The sequence below is a fragment of the Pseudorhodoplanes sp. genome, assembly GCF_046289595.1.
Taxonomy (GTDB): domain Bacteria; phylum Pseudomonadota; class Alphaproteobacteria; order Rhizobiales; family Xanthobacteraceae; genus Pseudorhodoplanes.
Genome location: NZ_JBKBVB010000032.1, coordinates 1 through 15,755, shown reverse-complemented (window position 1 = coordinate 15,755; position 15,755 = coordinate 1). Strand labels below are relative to the sequence as shown.

Sequence of the window (15,755 nt, the reverse complement as noted above, 5' to 3'; positions counted from 1 at the left end):
GGCGTGGATGGCCGGGACAAGCCCGGCCATGACAACAGCTAAACGGCTGCCTGAGCCGGCAGGGCAGCCTTGACCTTCTGGACGATGACCTCGAACGCCGCAGGCTCGCGGATGGCGAGGTCCGACAGCACCTTGCGGTCGATCTCGAGGCCGGACTTGTTCAGGCCGTCGATGAAGCGGCTATAGGTCAGACCGAACGGACGCACCGCGGCATTCAGGCGCTGGATCCACAGCGCGCGGAAGGTGCGCTTCCTCCGCTTGCGGTCGCGATAGGCGTATTGGTTGGCCTTCTCCACCGCCTGTTTGGCGATGCGGATGGTGTTCTTGCGGCGGCCGTAAAAGCCCTTGGCGGCCTTCAGAACCTTCTTGTGCTTGGCGTGGGACGTGACGCCCCGTTTGACGCGGGCCATGACTGATCTCCTGAAGCGAAAAAACTGTAAGCAGAAACCTAGAAAGGCAGGCTGCGTGCGGCGCTCAGCCGTTCGGCATCCAGTATTTCTTGATGTTCTCGCCGTCCGATTTGAACAGGACGCGCGTGCCGCGAAGGTTGCGGATCTGCTTGGTGGTTCGCTTGATCATGCCGTGGCGCTTGCCGGCCTGGGCGGAAACCACCTTCCCCGAGCCGGTAATCTTGAAGCGCTTTTTGGCGCCTGACTTGGTCTTCAGTTTGGGCATTTGGCTCTCCTGATACGGCTCTGACGTTCGGCAAAAGCCGTCCGTCTGCCGGGAATGGCTCGAAACGAGCGCGTTTGCTGATTGAGCAAGTGTCGCCGCCACGGCAGCCCTTACCAGCCGGGCGGCGAGCGGGCGGGGTTATGGCAGAGGATCGGCAAATTGACAACAGGTCTCACCGCTTCGCCGGGTTCGCCGCAGCCTCACGTCCCGGCGTGAGGGCGGGTGTAGGTATCAAGACACCACCATGACGGGCGTCTTTGACCTGTTACCCGCTCGTGTTAAGGAACATTCATCTTCAACAAACGCGAGGCGCGGCGCAGAGGCCCTGTTTGGGCGCGCACTGCTTTTCACTGAACGACAAAGGGGCGATCCTGATGGCGACCAAGGCATTTTCTGACGTCAACGAGGCCAAGGCCAATTTCGACCACATCTATATCGAGAAGGATCCCCGGCAGTATTTCAACTATCTCGGCCAGCTCGACTACATCATCCCGCATCTGGCGCAGCCGGTCTTCGACCAGTTGATCCGCGCCCGCGCTGCGACCCAGGACAGGCCCGTGACCGTTCTGGATCTTGGCTCGTCCTACGGACTGAACGGCGCGCTGATGAAATATGCGGTCGGCTACGACGCCCTGCGGGACCGCTATACCGCGCCGGCGCTGCAGGCCTTGCCGAGCGAACAGATGCTGGACCTCGACCGCGCCTTCTACCGTTCCTGGCCGCGCGATCCGAATGTGCGGGTGATCGGCCTCGACATCTCGCAGAACGCAATCTCGTATGCGCAGGCCAGCGGCGCCGTCGACCGCGGTTTCTGCGCCGATCTCGAGGCCGGCGACCCCGATCCCGATGCGGCCGCCGCCATTGCCGATACCGACATCATCGTGTCGACCGGCTGCGTGGGTTACGTCACCTCGCGCACCTTCGAGCGTGTCATCGCCCTGGCCCGCAGGGGACAGCCGGCCTGGGTGGCGTCGTTCGTGCTGCGCATGTTTCCCTATGACGGCATCGCAAAAACGCTGTCGGATTACGGGCTGGTGACCGAGAAATTCGAAGGCGCCAGTTTCGTGCAGCGGCGCTTTGCGGATCGCGGCGAGATGGAAGCGGCGATCGCCGCGGTCGAAGCGCTCGGCATCGATACGCGCGGACACGAGACCGAAGGCGTCTATGTCGCCGATCTTTACGTCTCGCGCCCGCCCGAGGCCATCGAGCAGCTGCCGATCCAGAAACTGGTGAATGTGGTCAGCGGCGCCAACAAGCCCTGGACCATCGGGACCAATGTGCTGGGCCGGCATGGCGAGACGGCGTTGCAGCGCGCGCGCAAGGCGGGGCGCAAGCGCACTCTCGCTCCGGTGATCTGACCGGCGGCACATGAAGGCGCCGCGTCAGCGCGGCGCAAGGATCATGATCATCTGGCGGCCTTCGAACCGCGCATCCATCTCGACCTTGGCAAGCGTGGCAAGGTCGGCCTTGACGCGATCCAGGAGCTGCGTGCCCAGTTCCTGATGGGCCATCTCGCGGCCGCGGAAGCGCAGCGTCACCTTGACCTTGTCGCCTTCCTCGAAGAAGCGCTTCATCGAGCGCATCTTCACGTCATAGTCGTGATCGTCGATCATCGGCCGCAGCTTGATCTCCTTGACCTCGACGACTTTCTGTTTCTTGCGGGCTTCGGCAGCCTTCTTCTGCGCCTGGAACTTGTACTTGCCATAATCCAGGATCTTGCAAACCGGCGGCGTTGCGTTTGGAGAAATCTCGACGAGGTCGAGCCCGGCTTCGGATGCCTTTGCGAGCGCCTCCTGAATCGGAACCGTGCCGAGATTGGTTCCGGCCTGGTCGATCAGCTGAACCTCGCGAATGCGGATTTCCTCGTTGACGCGCGGACCGTCCTTCTGGACGGGGGGCGCGGCTTTCATGGGACGGCGAATGGATGATCTCCCTTGTTGTTGCAGTGAGGTCGTGACCAGAGGTGCGCATTCAAGGCGAAAGGGCCGCAGCGGCCATTGCCAAGCGTCCGCCCGGTTCACGAGCCGCGCAAAGATCGGGACAAATCCGGCACAAGTCAACGGCCACCCGGCCAAATCCCGCGCAATCCCGCAGATTTGAGCCGAAAGCGGTATCGCTGCGCTCACCCCTTGCCGCGCACCAGGCCGGCATAGAGCCGCAGCATCTGGTCGGTGACAGCCGGTTGATTGAAGTGCTCGGCGACCCATTGGCGGCCGCGCGCGCCGATTGCCGTTTGCTGGGCGGCGGGCATGGAGAAGAAGCGGACCAGGGCCGCGGCGAGCGCGGCGTCATCCCCGGCCGGAACGCGCAGCCCGGTGATCTTGTCCTCGGGAACAAGGGGTGGCGCCAGCACGGCATCGGGGCCTGCGCCGAGGTCGGACGCGATCACCGGCCGCTCCATGGCTTGCGCTTCCAGAATGGTGCGCTGCAGGCCTTCGGTCTGGATCGCCGCCGAGACCACGACAGAGGCCGCGGCATAGCCGGCCGGCATGTCGTCGATCGGGCCGATCAACCGCACCACGTCGGTCAGGTCGCCGGCCAGAACCTGGTCCCAGACTTCGCCCGCGTAACTCGTATGGCCGCCGGTTTCGCCGACAAAGACGAAGACGAAATCCTTCAGCCCCATGTCCTTGAGCCGGCGCGCAGCCTGAACCGCGACATGGTGCCCCTTGCGGCGCAGCATGCGCCCGACCACCAGCACCACCTTTTCCGATGGCGTCACCCCGAAAATCCGGCGCACGGCCTCAAGGCGCTCGGAGGTGATGAGCGAGGGGTCGAACAGCGCAAGATCGACGCTGGCCGGGACGACATGGATGCGTTCGGGGGGCACGCGATAGCGATCGCCGATCAGTTCGGCGAGCTGGTCGCTGACGGTGACGATCCGGTCGCCGCGCGCCATCACGCTGTTGTAGAGGCGTTTGAACGCGTTCTGCTCGCGGAAGCCCTTGTACCAGCTGGTGACGAACGGCACGCCGGTCAGCTTCGCAGCAACAAGCGCGCTCCATGCCGGAGCGCGGCCATGGGCATGAACGATGTCGCAATGCCGGCTGCGCACGATGCGCGCGATCGCCGCAGCATTCTTCGCCATCACCGCCGGATTCTTGCTCGCAACATCGGCGTACAAAAACTCGCCACCGGCTGACGTCACCCGCGATTCGAGGCGGCCGCCCTTGGACATGACGATGGTGCGGTGCCCCCCTGCAGCCAACGTCCGGACCAGATCGACGGCGCCCATTTCGGCGGCTCCGGCCTGCAATGTCGGCACGACGATCAGCACGGTGAGTGGGCGAAGTTGCGTCACGACATTGCGGGCCTGCACGGCCGTCGGCACGCTCGTCTCGTCTGCAGGGCGAATCTTGCGTGCGGCCGAACCGGAATTCACACTTTACCTCTTCGACATGCCAAGCAGTATCAGAACTGCAAAGACCTGATGACAGACATTTTGCGTACGCAAAACCGGGCCGGACAAAGCGAACTCTTAGGCTTTGTCGAGCCGCGAGGCAAACCGGTTGCAGGATATCGTCGCCCGGTGCGAGGCTGCATCCCGCTTTGCGGCGAAAGAATGATTGGAGACCGGGATTGGCGATGAGTGACGTAGAATTGACTGCAATAGAGGTGGGTGAGGGTGGTGACCGCCGGGCCATCGCGGTACGGCGGCGATCCGGACGTTGGCCCGCCCTGATGTGGCTCGGCGGGTTCAAGTCCGACATGAAAGGCACCAAGGCAGAGGCGATCGACCGGTTTGCAGCGGAGCAAGGCCGCGCCTGTATCCGGTTCGATTATTCCGGCCACGGCGAATCAGGCGGCAGCTTTGCCGATGGCACGATCGGCCGCTGGCTTGAGGAAAGCCGCGCGGTTTTCTCGCAATTCTGCGACGGACCGACGATCGCTATCGGTTCCTCGATGGGCGGCTGGATTTCCCTGCTGCTGGCGCGCGACATCCGCGAGGGGCGCGTGACGGGACACGGCTCGCTCGCGGGTCTGGTTCTGGTCGCTCCTGCAGTGGACTTCACCGAAGTGCTGATGTGGGAGCGATTTCCGCCGGACATCAAAAGGCAGATCGAGACCACGGGCTCGTGGCAGCGGCCGTCCGAATATTCCGACGCGCCCTATCTCATCACCCGCCGATTGATCGAGGACGGCCGCAATCACCTGCTGCTCGGCGGACTGATCGAAACCGGTTGCCCGGTGCGGATCCTGCAAGGGGTGAAGGATGAAGATGTGCCGTGGGAGCACGCGGTATCGCTGGTGTCGCGGATCGCCCGCGACGATGTGGTGCTGACGCTTGTGAAGGACGGCGATCACCGGCTGTCGCGGCCGGAAGACATCGAGCGGCTGCTGGCCGCGGTCGGTGAATTCAGTTAAAGCAATGGCACACTCTCTCCGCTCATTCCTGCGAAAGCGGGAATCCAGCGCGCTTGGCTCGGGGTTTCCGCCTGCGCGGGGACGAGCGGGATACGGCACAGGCAACGCAAGATGAACTATCACACGATCCAGGTTGAGACCCATGGCCGTGTCGGACTGATCCGGCTGCACCGGCCGCAGGCGCTGAATGCGCTCAACGCCGAGCTGGCCGGCGAACTGAATGCGGCCATCGCCGCGTTCGAAGCCGACGACGGCATCGGCTGCATCGTCATCACCGGATCGGACAAGGCGTTCGCCGCCGGCGCCGATATCAAGGAGATGGCCGGCAAGAGCTACATGGATACATTCATGGGCAATTTCGCCGCCGGCTGGGATGCGGCGGCGCGGGCCCGCAAGCCGGTGGTCGCTGCGGTCGCGGGTTTCGCACTTGGCGGCGGCTGCGAACTTGCCATGCAATGCGACATCATCATCGCTGCCGACAATGCGAAATTCGGCCAGCCCGAGATCAAGCTCGGCGTCATTCCCGGCATCGGCGGCACCCAGCGCCTCACCCGCGCCATCGGCAAGGCCAAGGCCATGGACATGACGCTGACCGGCCGGATGATGGATGCAGAGGAAGCGGAGCGCTCCGGTCTTGTTGCGCGGGTGGTACCGCTTGCCTCGCTGATGGACGAGACGATGAAGATCGCCACTGCCATCGCCTCGATGTCGCTGCCCGCCGTCATGATGGCAAAAGAGGCAGTCAACCGCGCGTTCGAAACCACGCTCGCCGAAGGCGTGCTGTTCGAACGCCGCCTCTTTCACTCGCTGTTCGCGACCAGGGATCAGAAGGAAGGCATGGCGGCGTTCGTCGAAAAGCGCCCGGCGAAATTCGAGCACAAGTAGCTGCCAGTCATTCCGCGGCGCATGCGCGGCGCGCGAACCTGCAATCCATTTCACATGCGTGACGTGTGCTGCCGGTTTCCGCGTTCACGCGCCAACCCAAGTCGGCTATGGCCGACTTGGGCAGGTGCAGTGCCGATCTCGGGTAAACCCGAGATCGGATGGCGTGCCCCGGCATGACGGTTCACATGCGCACGCAGATCACCCGCACCAAGGCGTTCTTCGCCGTATCCTTGTCGCCGGTGCCGGAAAGCGCTGCGACGCCGGCTTTGTCCAGAAAGCTGCGGATGGTCGCGGTGGGAACGAACGAGGCTTGCGCCGCGCCGGCGGCGGGACCAGCGACGGATGCCGTCGATAGGTCGACCATGCCGGCAAGACGGCCCTCGCCGTCGACCGCAGCGCCGCCGACAAAGCCGCGGGCCGGTTGCGCATCGAGCAGCACGCGCCCGCCGTCGATCCCCTGCAGGCGGGCGGGCAGGGTCGACACCTCGCGTGCGCCGTCCTGCGCTTGTGGCTCGGAAATGCCGATCAGCGTCAGTTCGACGCCGCTCGGCGGTGCGGTGGACAGCGGCAGCGGTTTCAGATTGCGCGCGCCTGCGACGCGGATCAGCGCGAGGTCGGTCGCCGCTTCCTCGGCCATGCGGTCGGCAGGGCCGAGACCGGCGACGATGATGCCGCGGCAATCCTGCGTCAGTTGCCGCTCGGTCAGCACATGGCCGTCGCGGCTGACCACGATGCCGGAGCCGTAGTCGACGCGGCGTGCCGAGGATGCCGTCGCCGGGTCGCCGAATGGCAGATACGAGCTGACGACAATGTCCACCAGCGGCAGCATGATGGTTTCCAGTGCCTGATCGAACAGAATGGTCAGCCCGCGCGCCTCGTTGTCCTTGAAGTAGACCCGCACGTGGAACTTCTTCAGGCCCTGCATGCCGGACAGCGAGAACGCGTTGGCCTGCATCGAATGGCTCTCGACGCGCCGGCCCGCGGGCCGCTTCTTCATTTCCTCGAACAATTCCTCCAGCGAGGAGCCCGCCATCTTCTCGCGGAAGGTTTCGATCTGGACCTCGCCGCGCCCGGACGACCAGCGTGTGCCGATGGTGCCGACCTCGGTGTTGGAAACGATTTTGGCCGGAATGCCGAGCCGTACGCCGGGGGTCGCTGTGTCCTCGACCAGCTGCCAGCCGTGATACTCTTTGCGGCTGCGCATCGAATTGGCGAGCGTCTGACGCTGCTCTGCCGTCAGGATGCCGGTCTCCTCGTATTTGTTGCGGCGCTGGAAGGTCCGGACCGCCGCGATGGCGCGATCGCCGAAATCAGGGTCCACCGAACCCGACAAATCGCCGGTCCAGATCAAGTCCGACTGGATCGCGATACGCTCGGCAACAGGCATGGCCGCATACGCCGCTCTCTGTGCGGGCGTCGCGGCAACCGCGGCGGGCGCTGCCGGCCTGTCCCTGGCGGCATTCTTCTTGGCGGGGGCATTCTTGGCTGGCTTGGTCTTGGCTGCCGGCTGATTTGCCGGCGTCTGCGCCTGAGACGCGACCGGCGGTCCAAGCGCGAGCGCGGTCACGATAAGCCACGCAACTTTATGCATGTCAGCCAGTACCCCCCAGCCGCCCCTCAAGTCCCGGATACGGCACTATGATGCGCGGGCCGTGAGCTGTTGCGCAAGGACTTGACGGCCTGTGCGGCAGTTGTTGCAAGATCGGTGTGGCTTACGGGCAAGGATCGGGAGCAAGGCCGTGCTGAGCCGGGAGGAACTGGAGCGTTATGCCCGCCACATCGTCTTGCGCGATGTCGGCGGTCCCGGGCAGGCCGCGCTCAAGAAAGCGCGGGTGCTGGTGATCGGCGCCGGCGGGCTCGGTGCGCCGGTGTTGTACTATCTGGCCGCGGCCGGAGTCGGCACGCTCGGCATTGTCGACGACGACCTCGTGTCGCTGTCGAATTTGCAGCGCCAGGTCGTGCACTCGACGGCCGATATTGGCGATTTCAAAGTCGAGTCTGCCGCCGCAGCCATCGGCCGCCTCAACCCGCATGTCGCGGTCGAGCGCCATCCGACACGGATCGCCCCGGGCAATGCGCTGGAATTGATTGCGCGCTACGATCTGGTGATCGACGGCTGCGACAATTTCGCGACCCGCTATCTTGTCTCCGACGCCTGCTATCTCGCGAGGAAGCCGCTGATCACCGGCGCGCTCGGTCCATTCGATGCGGCGATCACCACCTTGCGCGCCCACGAGCGTACCCCGCAAGGCGAGCCCAACCCGACCTATCGCTGCCTGTTTCCGGAGCCGCCGCCGCCGGGGTCGATCCCGGCCTGTTCTGAAGCCGGCATCCTTGGTGCATTGCCCGGCATTGCCGGCTCGATGATGGCGCTTGAGGCGATCCGCGAAATCGTCGGCTTCGGCGAGGGGCTGGTTGGGCGGCTCCTGATGATCGATGCGCGCGCGATGCGCTTCGAAACGCTGAGCTATGCCTGGGATCCGCACAATCCGCTATCGGGCGAGCGGCCGACGATCCTGGATCTATCGGCTCACATGTGAGCCGCTATTCTGCGGGCTTGGTCCAGCTTGCGACCGTAACCGCGCCGCGCATCACCGACCATTTGGTATCGTCGCTGGTATTGGGAACGAGGCGATAGCAATTGGCCGGCGATCCCTGTTTCCAGGAGGTGCAGAAGCCCTCCTTGACCACGCGCCAGGTTCCCTGGGTCTTTTCGCCGTGTTCGCCCGCCTTCCTGATCGGCTCCCGCGTCGCCTTGCCGTCCGGGGTGAACACCATGGTGAAGCGCTGCCGCGTCGTGGACGTGGCGACGAACGGCTTGCCGTTGAAGAACATCGCCTTGATCTGGTCGCCAGTCAGCGCCTGTGCCTGAGCAGGCGCAGAGAGCAGGGCAAGCAGCGCGAGTGACAAAAGGACTCGCATCGGAACCCTCCGGTCCATCGTCCAAACTCTGACTATTCTAGCCCCGGAAGCGTTCCGGACAAAAGGGACCGGACGTCACGCCGCAGCCCGTCCCGACGCATTGGTTAAAGGCGCACAGGAACCAGATTTACAGCATCGACGGCAGCACGCGATCCGGCGGCTTGTGGCCGTCCATGAAGGTCTTGATGTTAATGATCACCTTCTCGCCCATGTCGACGCGGCCTTCGACCGTGGCCGAACCCATATGCGGCAGCAGCACCACCTTGCCCTCGCGCGCGAGCTTGACCAGCTTCGGATTGGCGGCCGGTTCATGCTCGAACACATCGAGGCCCGCACCCGCGATTTCGCCCGCGGCGATCATGCGGATCAGCGCATTCTCGTCGATCACCTCGCCGCGCGCAGTGTTGACCACATAGGCGTCGGGCCGCAGCAGCTTCAGGCGGCGCGCCGAGAGCAGATGGAATGTCGCGGGCGTGTGCGGGCAATTCACCGACACGATGTCGACCCGCGCCAGCATCTGGTCGAGGCTCTCCCAGTAGGTGGCGCCGAGCTCTTCCTCGATCTGCGCCGCGACGCGGCGGCGGTTGTGATAGTGGATCTGCAGGCCGAAGGCGCGGGCGCGGCGCGCCACCGCCTGGCCGATCCGGCCCATGCCGATGATGCCGAGCCGCTTGCCCCAGATGCGATGGCCGAGCATCCAGGTCGGCGACCAGCCGCTCCATTCCTTGTCGCCGGTCAGAACCTGCGCGCCTTCGGACAGCCGCCGCGGAACGCTGAGGATCAGCGCCATGGTCATGTCGGCGGTGTCCTCGGTCAGGACGCCCGGCGTGTTGGTGACGGTGATGCCGCGCGACAGAGCGGTGGTGACGTCGATATTGTCGACGCCGTTGCCGAAATTGGCGATCAGCTTGAGATTGGGTCCGGCCTGGCTGAGCACCGCCGCATCGATGCGGTCGGTCACCGTCGGCACCAGCACGTCGGCGGTCCTGGCCGCTTCGGCTAGCTCGGCTTGCGACAGCGGCTTGTCATCGAGATTGAGCCTTGCATCGAACAATTCGCACATGCGGGTCTCGACGCGCTCCGGCAATTTGCGCGTAACGATCACCACGGGCTTTTTTCGGTTCGGCATTCTCGGTAGAGCCTCGGGTCGCGGTTGCCTGACGGTTCCTTCGGGCCGGATGGTTGACGCGCGGTGCCGTTCAGCCCTCCTTAACCGGCCTCCCCGACACTGCGCCGTTCGATACCGGCGTCTTCGTTCCCATGTAGCAGATGACCGCAACAACACAAACCGTCAGCCGCGTCGCGATGGCCGGCATTTTCGCAAGTTTTCTGGCCAATTCGCACGCCTTCGCCGCCGCTGAGACCGCAACCGGCAGCGTCAGCGGATTGCCGGTGCCGCGTTATGTCAGCCTGAAATCGGACCGCGTGAATGTCCGATCCGGTCCGACCAAGGACCATGACGTCGCCTGGGTGTTCACGCGGTCAGGGCTGCCGGTCGAGATTACCGCCGAGTTCGAAAACTGGCGCCGGATTCGCGATTCGGAGGGTGCCGAGGGCTGGGTCTATCACTCGCTGTTGTCCGGCCGCCGCACCGCGGTGGTGACCGCCCGCGAGAAGGATCAGCTGATCCCGGTTTCGGACGGCCCGAGAGCCGACGGCGCGGTCCGTGCGCAGCTGCAGCCCGGCGTGGTGGCGCAGGTCCGGCGTTGCGACGGCACCTGGTGCCGCGTCAACGGCCGAAACTTCGACGGCTGGGTGCCGCAGGTACGGCTCTGGGGCGTGTATCCAAACGAGAAGGTGGATTAAGCGCTTTCACGGATCGAGCCGCATCGGCAGCCCGGCCTTTGCCATGTGCTCCTTGGCCTGCCGCACCGTGAACTCGCCGAAATGGAAAATCGAGGCGGCCAGCACCGCGGTCGCATGCCCGTCGCGAATGCCCTCGACCAGATGATCGAGCGTCCCCGCCCCGCCTGAGGCGATCACCGGCACGGTCACGGCATCGGCAACCGCGCGCGTCAGCGGAATGTTGAAGCCGGCCTTGGTGCCGTCGCGATCCATCGAGGTCAGGAGAATTTCGCCCGCTCCAAGACTCACGACCTCCTGCGCATATTCCACCGCATCGATGCCGGTGGGTTTGCGGCCGCCATGGGTGAAGATTTCCCAGCGGGGTGTTTCGCCAGGCGCGGATACCGTCTTCGCATCGATCGCGACCACGATGCATTGATCGCCGAATTTCTCTGCGGCCTCGCGCACAAAGTCGCGGCGCAGCACCGCTGCGGTATTGATCGACACCTTGTCGGCGCCCGATTGCAGCAGCGTTCGAATGTCGTCGACCGTGCGCACGCCGCCGCCGACCGTCACCGGCATGAAACAGGCTTCGGCGGTGCGCCGGACCACGTCCAGCATGGTGCCGCGGTCCTCGTGGCTCGCGGTGATGTCGAGGAAGGTCAGTTCGTCGGCGCCCGCCGCGTCATAGGCGATGGCAGCTTCCACCGGATCGCCGGCATCGCGCAGGTCGACGAAGTTGACGCCCTTGACGACGCGGCCGTCTTTTACGTCGAGACAGGGAATGATTCGGACTTTGAACATACGCTCTCTTTCGCACTTCGGTTGCAGTTATGATGTGATACAATCGAACATGCGCCGAGTCGCCCCGGAAGAAGACGAGATAAGTGATATCTATCTCGATGAATCAAGTCAGAACCGCCATGAATACTTGGTTCTTGGCGGCTTGATCCTTCACAAGAGCTGTACCTCCCGATTTAACGAACTGATAGCTCAAGCACGAAAACCCGAACTGCCATTCGGCGAAATGAAATGGGCCAAAGTCTCTCGATCAAAGCTCGACGCCTATAAGCGGGTTATCGATTTTTTCTTTGACGGAGACAGAGACTGCAAACCAATGGAGTTTCATTCCTTGGTCGTTCACATGCCAAAGCTGAAGGACAAAGTCTTCAATAAGGGGTCACGGGAGATTGGGTTCAACAAAGATGTGTATCAGCTTTGTATGAAATTCGCTCGCCTGTATCGACAGCGCCTGTTTCACGTCTATCCGGATCACAGGAACACGAGAAGCTCGACGGAAGAGCTTCGATCCATCTTGAATTTCGGCATTAGGAAGAAAGGCGATCTCAGAGACTGGCCGTTTAGGCGGCTACATTTCCAAGATTCCAAAAGCCAATATGCTCTGCAACTCGTGGACCTGCTAATTGGTGCCGTCGCCTACCGTTTGAACAGGCACGATATGGAGCCGGGCGCCTCGGAACCAAAAACATTCCTGTCCCAGTACATTCTTCATCGAGCGCGTATCGTCGATGTGTTCAAGGACACTTCCATCGGCGGGAAGTTTACGATTTGGCACCGCCGACTTCGCTGAAATGCGTCTCGCAGCCCTAGGCGTTTCCGCCACCGCCTTGAGCGGGCCCGCCACCATAGGTGGCGGATTCGGGCTGCGAGAGTATTTCAGATATACACTTTAAGCTCTAGAAAATCAAGATTCTTAATATGAATCAAGGGCTTCTTGGCTAAGTGATTCGGTTTGCTCAAGAATTTGTCCCAGGCTTCGCTGCGCGGATCAGCGCCAGCGCCTCCGCGGCATCGAGCCGCCCATCATACAATGCGCGCCCCGCAATCGCGCCTTCGAGATTCTTCGCACGCGGATCGAGCAACGCTTTAACGTCCTCAATGGAGGCAAGGCCGCCCGACGCGATCACCGGAATCGAAATTGAGTCCGCAAGCGCGAAGGTCGCGTCCCAGTTGATGCCCTTCAGCATGCCGTCGCGCGAGATGTCGGTGTAGATGATCGCGGCGACACCGGCGTCCTCGAAGCGCCTGGCGATATCAAGCACCGTCAGTTCGGAGGCTTCCGCCCAGCCCTGCACCGCGACCTTGCCGTCGCGCGCATCGAGCCCGACCGCGACCCGCCCCGGAAAGGCGGCGGCAGCCTGCCGCACCAGCGCCGGATCGCGCACCGCCGCGGTGCCGATGATGATGCGGTCGACGCCTTTGCCGAGCCAGCCGTCCACCGTCGCCATGTCGCGGATGCCGCCGCCGAGCTGCACGCGGCTGTTGGTGACTTCGAGAATGCGCTCCACCGCCCGCGCGTTGACAGGCTTGCCGGCAAAGGCGCCGTCGAGATCGACGATATGAAGATAATCGAAACCGGCCTGCGCAAAGGACAAAGCCTGATCGGCGGGGTCGCGGTTGAAGACGGTGGCGCGCGCCATGTCGCCCTGTTCGAGGCGAACGGCGAGGCCGTCTTTCAGATCGATGGCGGGGAACAGGATCACGCAACTCTCTCGATCGTCATTCCGGCGAGCCGCAGAGCGGCGGGTTCGCGCCCTTCAGGCGCGCCCCGGAATGACCGGCTAAGGGTTCACGGCTTCCATTTCAGGAAATTGGCGATCAGCGCAAGCCCGAGTTTCTGGCTCTTTTCCGGATGGAATTGCGTGCCGACCATATTGTCGCGGCCGACAATGGCCGTGACCGGGCCGCCATAGTCGGCCTGCGCCACCAGATCGGCCGGATCGGCCGGCGTCAGCTGGTACGAATGCACGAAATACGCATGCAGGCCGTCGTCGCCGGTCGCGATGCCGTCGAGCAGCGGATGGGCTTTCCGCGCGCGCAAGGTGTTCCAGCCCATATGCGGGATTTTCAGCGAGGGGTCGGAAGGATGGATGCGGTCGACCTCGCCCGCGATCCAGCCGAGTCCCTCGACCACCTCCTTCTCGTGGCCGCGCGAGGCCATCAGCTGCATGCCGACGCAGATGCCGAAAAACGGCTTGCCGCGCCGAACGACCTGTTCGTTCAACGCTTCCACCATGCCGGGCACGGCATCGAGGCCGCGGCGGCAATCGGCAAACGCGCCGACGCCCGGCAGCACGATGCGGTCGGCGCGGGTTACCCGTTCTGGATCGCCGGTCACGACGATGGCGCCGTTCAGCGCATGCTCGCGTGCCGCGCGCTCGAACGCCTTTGCTGCAGAATGCAGATTGCCGGAGCCGTAATCGATGATCGCCGTGGTCATGGTCGTATTGTCACGGCCGCCGCTCGGGCTGCGGGAACGAGCCGATCACGCCCGTCATATTGCTTTGCGGATAGGCCGGGCGCGGGTTGACCGGTCCGCGCACCACGTTCTCGGCCTGCGCCGGAGGTGGGGCGGCATGCGGCCGCTTTCCCGCCTGCCAGTTCACGAAGAAGCGCCGTTCCGCATCGTCCTGATTGTCGGCAACCACGACGCCGACATTGGTGAAGCCGCGCCGCTTCAGCGTCCAGCGCCGCAGCGTCGCGCCCTCAAGCCCGACCAGAAAGGCGATGGCGACGAAAACGAGAGAGCGCCAGCCGCTGGTGACGCCGGCATAGCGCATTGCGGCTTCGAGCAGGATTTCGAGCGCGACAAAGAGGACCGCCACCAGCCACATCCGGTGCCGCAGCATCCAGAACAACGAGAGCACGAAGCCCCAGACATAGAAGCCGTCGCGCACAAACGTGAAGCGCGCCGGGTCCGGCGTGTTCTCGCCCTTGCCCAGCGGCGGCTGATGAACGGTGTAAACGGCCATGCGGTTCTTCCTCAGTCTCGCAACCGCCCGTCCCCGCGAAAGCGGAGACCTTGAGCCCGGACGCTAGTTTCCCAGCGAACCCTTGGTCGACGGAATCTCGTTTGCCGCCTTGGGATCGATTGCAAGCGCCGCCCGCAATGCGCGGGCGAGCCCCTTGAAGCACGATTCGGAGATATGGTGGTCGTTCGACCCGTACAATGTCTCGACATGCAGCGTGATGCCGGCATTCATGGCGAAGGCCTGGAACCATTCGTTGACCAGCTCGGTGTCGAAGGTGCCGATCTTGTCGCGCCCGAACGTCACCTTGAAGACGAGAAACGGACGTCCCGACACGTCGAGTGCGACGCGGGTCAGCGTCTCGTCCATCGGCAGATGCACGTCGGCATAGCGGGTGATGCCCTTCATGTCGCCCAGCGCCTGCTTCACCGCCTGTCCGAGCGCGATGCCGACATCTTCCGTGGTGTGGTGGTCGTCGATATGCAGGTCGCCCTTGGCCTTGACCGTGAGGTCCATGCGCGAGTGCCGGGCCAGGAGATCGAGCATATGGTCGAGAAAGCCGATGCCGGTCGCAATGGCGGAACGGCCGGAGCCGTCGATTGCGACCTCGACCGCGATATCGGTTTCCTTGGTTTTGCGCGCGATCTGACCTTTGCGCATGGCGTCGATCCTCGATATTCGGGCGGCCTTGTAACAGGGCTGCCGTCATTCTGCCACCTGGCTCCTGCCGATTTGCAAACGCCTTCTCCCTTCCCTAAATCTCCGTTCGCACAGGGTTAATCCGCATGTCCTCTCCTGAAATTTCCCCGCTCTGGCACGGCACCACGATCCTCACGGTCCGCAAGAACGGCGTCGTGGCGGTCGGCGGCGACGGCCAGGTCTCGATCGGCCAGACCATCGTCAAGGCCAATGCCAAGAAGGTGCGCCGTCTGGGCAAAGGACAGGCAGGGCAGGGCGAGGTAATCGGGGGCTTTGCCGGGGCCACGGCGGACGCCTTCACCCTGTTCGAGCGCCTGGAATCGAAGCTCGAGCAATATCCGGGACAATTGCTGCGCGCGGCCGTGGAGCTCGCCAAGGACTGGCGCACCGACCGCTATCTGCGAAGACTCGAGGCGATGATGATCGTCGCCGACAAGCAGGTCTCGCTGGTGCTCACCGGCAATGGCGACGTGCTGGAGCCGGAATCGGGCATTTCCGGCATCGGCTCGGGCGGCAATTACGCTCTCGCCGCCGCGCGTGCGCTCGCCGACGGTCCGCTATCGGCGGAGGAGATCGTGCGCAAATCGCTCGATATCGCCGCCGATATCTGCGTCTATACCAACCGCAGCGTCACGGTGGAAACGCTCGATGCGG

General features: G+C 63.8%; 19 protein-coding genes. 7 read left to right on the top strand and 12 right to left on the bottom strand.

What is annotated here, in order from left to right:
* Positions 1–38: 38 nt before the first annotated feature.
* Entirely contained in the window at positions 39–410 is a 372-nt protein-coding gene (rplT, locus tag ACK41X_RS09150) for a 50S ribosomal protein L20 (RefSeq protein WP_409721665.1), read from the bottom strand.
* A 64-nt stretch (positions 411–474) separates the two neighbouring features.
* The gene (rpmI, locus tag ACK41X_RS09145) at positions 475–675 is read right to left on the bottom strand and encodes a 50S ribosomal protein L35 (protein WP_409721663.1); all 201 of its coding nucleotides are present in this window, start codon (positions 673–675) and stop codon (positions 475–477) included.
* Positions 676–1,049: 374 nt separating this feature from the next.
* Between rpmI and ACK41X_RS09140 the strand changes: the two genes are divergently transcribed.
* The gene (locus ACK41X_RS09140; protein ID WP_409721660.1) at positions 1,050–2,033 is read left to right on the top strand and encodes a class I SAM-dependent methyltransferase; all 984 of its coding nucleotides are present in this window, start codon (positions 1,050–1,052) and stop codon (positions 2,031–2,033) included.
* A gap of 24 nt (positions 2,034–2,057) precedes the next feature.
* Here ACK41X_RS09140 and infC read toward each other — a convergent pair whose 3' ends face one another.
* Together infC and ACK41X_RS09130 are read right to left on the bottom strand one after the other, a co-directional pair.
* Positions 2,058–2,597 carry a translation initiation factor IF-3 gene (gene infC / locus ACK41X_RS09135; protein WP_409721732.1) on the bottom strand — a complete coding sequence of 180 codons (540 nt, stop codon included), beginning with the start codon at positions 2,595–2,597 and terminating at the stop codon, positions 2,058–2,060.
* 200 nt (positions 2,598–2,797) lie between these two features.
* Positions 2,798–4,006 carry a glycosyltransferase gene (locus tag ACK41X_RS09130; RefSeq protein WP_409721657.1) on the bottom strand — a complete coding sequence of 403 codons (1,209 nt, stop codon included), beginning with the start codon at positions 4,004–4,006 and terminating at the stop codon, positions 2,798–2,800.
* A gap of 254 nt (positions 4,007–4,260) precedes the next feature.
* Here ACK41X_RS09130 and ACK41X_RS09125 point away from each other — a divergent pair, with 254 nt between their 5' ends.
* Together ACK41X_RS09125 and ACK41X_RS09120 are read left to right on the top strand one after the other, a co-directional pair.
* Positions 4,261–5,040, top strand: a complete 780-nt coding sequence (locus ACK41X_RS09125; RefSeq protein WP_409721655.1) for an alpha/beta hydrolase — start codon at positions 4,261–4,263, stop codon at positions 5,038–5,040.
* 111 nt (positions 5,041–5,151) lie between these two features.
* Positions 5,152–5,925 (top strand): enoyl-CoA hydratase, encoded by a 774-nt coding sequence (locus ACK41X_RS09120; RefSeq protein WP_409721652.1) that lies wholly within the window; start codon positions 5,152–5,154, stop codon positions 5,923–5,925.
* 181 nt (positions 5,926–6,106) lie between these two features.
* On the opposite strand, the gene ACK41X_RS09115 is transcribed toward ACK41X_RS09120, so the two are convergent.
* On the bottom strand, positions 6,107–7,516 hold the full coding sequence (locus ACK41X_RS09115) for a serine protease (RefSeq protein ID WP_409721649.1): 1,410 nt from the start codon (positions 7,514–7,516) through the stop codon (positions 6,107–6,109).
* A 148-nt stretch (positions 7,517–7,664) separates the two neighbouring features.
* On the opposite strand from ACK41X_RS09115, the gene ACK41X_RS09110 reads away from it, so the two are divergent.
* Positions 7,665–8,465, top strand: coding sequence for a HesA/MoeB/ThiF family protein (locus ACK41X_RS09110; RefSeq protein WP_409721646.1), 801 nt, complete (start codon positions 7,665–7,667; stop codon positions 8,463–8,465).
* 4 nt (positions 8,466–8,469) lie between these two features.
* Here ACK41X_RS09110 and ACK41X_RS09105 read toward each other — a convergent pair whose 3' ends face one another.
* On the bottom strand, positions 8,470–8,847 hold the full coding sequence (locus ACK41X_RS09105) for a hypothetical protein (protein WP_409721643.1): 378 nt from the start codon (positions 8,845–8,847) through the stop codon (positions 8,470–8,472).
* Positions 8,848–8,974: 127 nt separating this feature from the next.
* Positions 8,975–9,976, bottom strand: a complete 1,002-nt coding sequence (locus ACK41X_RS09100; protein WP_409721640.1) for a 2-hydroxyacid dehydrogenase — start codon at positions 9,974–9,976, stop codon at positions 8,975–8,977.
* A 140-nt stretch (positions 9,977–10,116) separates the two neighbouring features.
* Between ACK41X_RS09100 and ACK41X_RS09095 the strand changes: the two genes are divergently transcribed.
* On the top strand, positions 10,117–10,653 hold the full coding sequence (locus ACK41X_RS09095; RefSeq protein ID WP_409721637.1) for an SH3 domain-containing protein: 537 nt from the start codon (positions 10,117–10,119) through the stop codon (positions 10,651–10,653).
* 6 nt (positions 10,654–10,659) lie between these two features.
* Here the strand turns inward: ACK41X_RS09095 and hisF are convergent, their stop codons facing one another.
* Complete coding sequence (gene hisF / locus ACK41X_RS09090) at positions 10,660–11,436, bottom strand: imidazole glycerol phosphate synthase subunit HisF (protein ID WP_409721634.1); 777 nt, start codon at positions 11,434–11,436, stop codon at positions 10,660–10,662.
* A gap of 49 nt (positions 11,437–11,485) precedes the next feature.
* Here hisF and ACK41X_RS09085 point away from each other — a divergent pair, with 49 nt between their 5' ends.
* Positions 11,486–12,223 (top strand): DUF3800 domain-containing protein, encoded by a 738-nt coding sequence (locus tag ACK41X_RS09085; protein ID WP_409721631.1) that lies wholly within the window; start codon positions 11,486–11,488, stop codon positions 12,221–12,223.
* A gap of 166 nt (positions 12,224–12,389) precedes the next feature.
* On the opposite strand, the gene hisA is transcribed toward ACK41X_RS09085, so the two are convergent.
* The 4 genes from hisA to hisB form a co-directional block, all read right to left on the bottom strand.
* Positions 12,390–13,136: a 1-(5-phosphoribosyl)-5-[(5-phosphoribosylamino)methylideneamino]imidazole-4-carboxamide isomerase gene (gene hisA / locus ACK41X_RS09080; protein ID WP_409721628.1), complete on the bottom strand. Its 747-nt coding sequence runs from the start codon at positions 13,134–13,136 to the stop codon at positions 12,390–12,392.
* An 86-nt stretch (positions 13,137–13,222) separates the two neighbouring features.
* The gene (gene hisH / locus ACK41X_RS09075; protein ID WP_409721626.1) at positions 13,223–13,873 is read right to left on the bottom strand and encodes an imidazole glycerol phosphate synthase subunit HisH; all 651 of its coding nucleotides are present in this window, start codon (positions 13,871–13,873) and stop codon (positions 13,223–13,225) included.
* Positions 13,874–13,883: 10 nt separating this feature from the next.
* Positions 13,884–14,405 (bottom strand): DUF2628 domain-containing protein, encoded by a 522-nt coding sequence (locus ACK41X_RS09070; protein WP_409721623.1) that lies wholly within the window; start codon positions 14,403–14,405, stop codon positions 13,884–13,886.
* A 63-nt stretch (positions 14,406–14,468) separates the two neighbouring features.
* Positions 14,469–15,062 (bottom strand): imidazoleglycerol-phosphate dehydratase HisB, encoded by a 594-nt coding sequence (gene hisB, locus ACK41X_RS09065; protein ID WP_409721621.1) that lies wholly within the window; start codon positions 15,060–15,062, stop codon positions 14,469–14,471.
* Positions 15,063–15,187: 125 nt separating this feature from the next.
* Between hisB and hslV the strand changes: the two genes are divergently transcribed.
* A partial coding sequence (hslV, locus tag ACK41X_RS09060; RefSeq protein WP_409721618.1) for an ATP-dependent protease subunit HslV occupies positions 15,188–15,755 on the top strand: 568 nt, incomplete at its 3' end.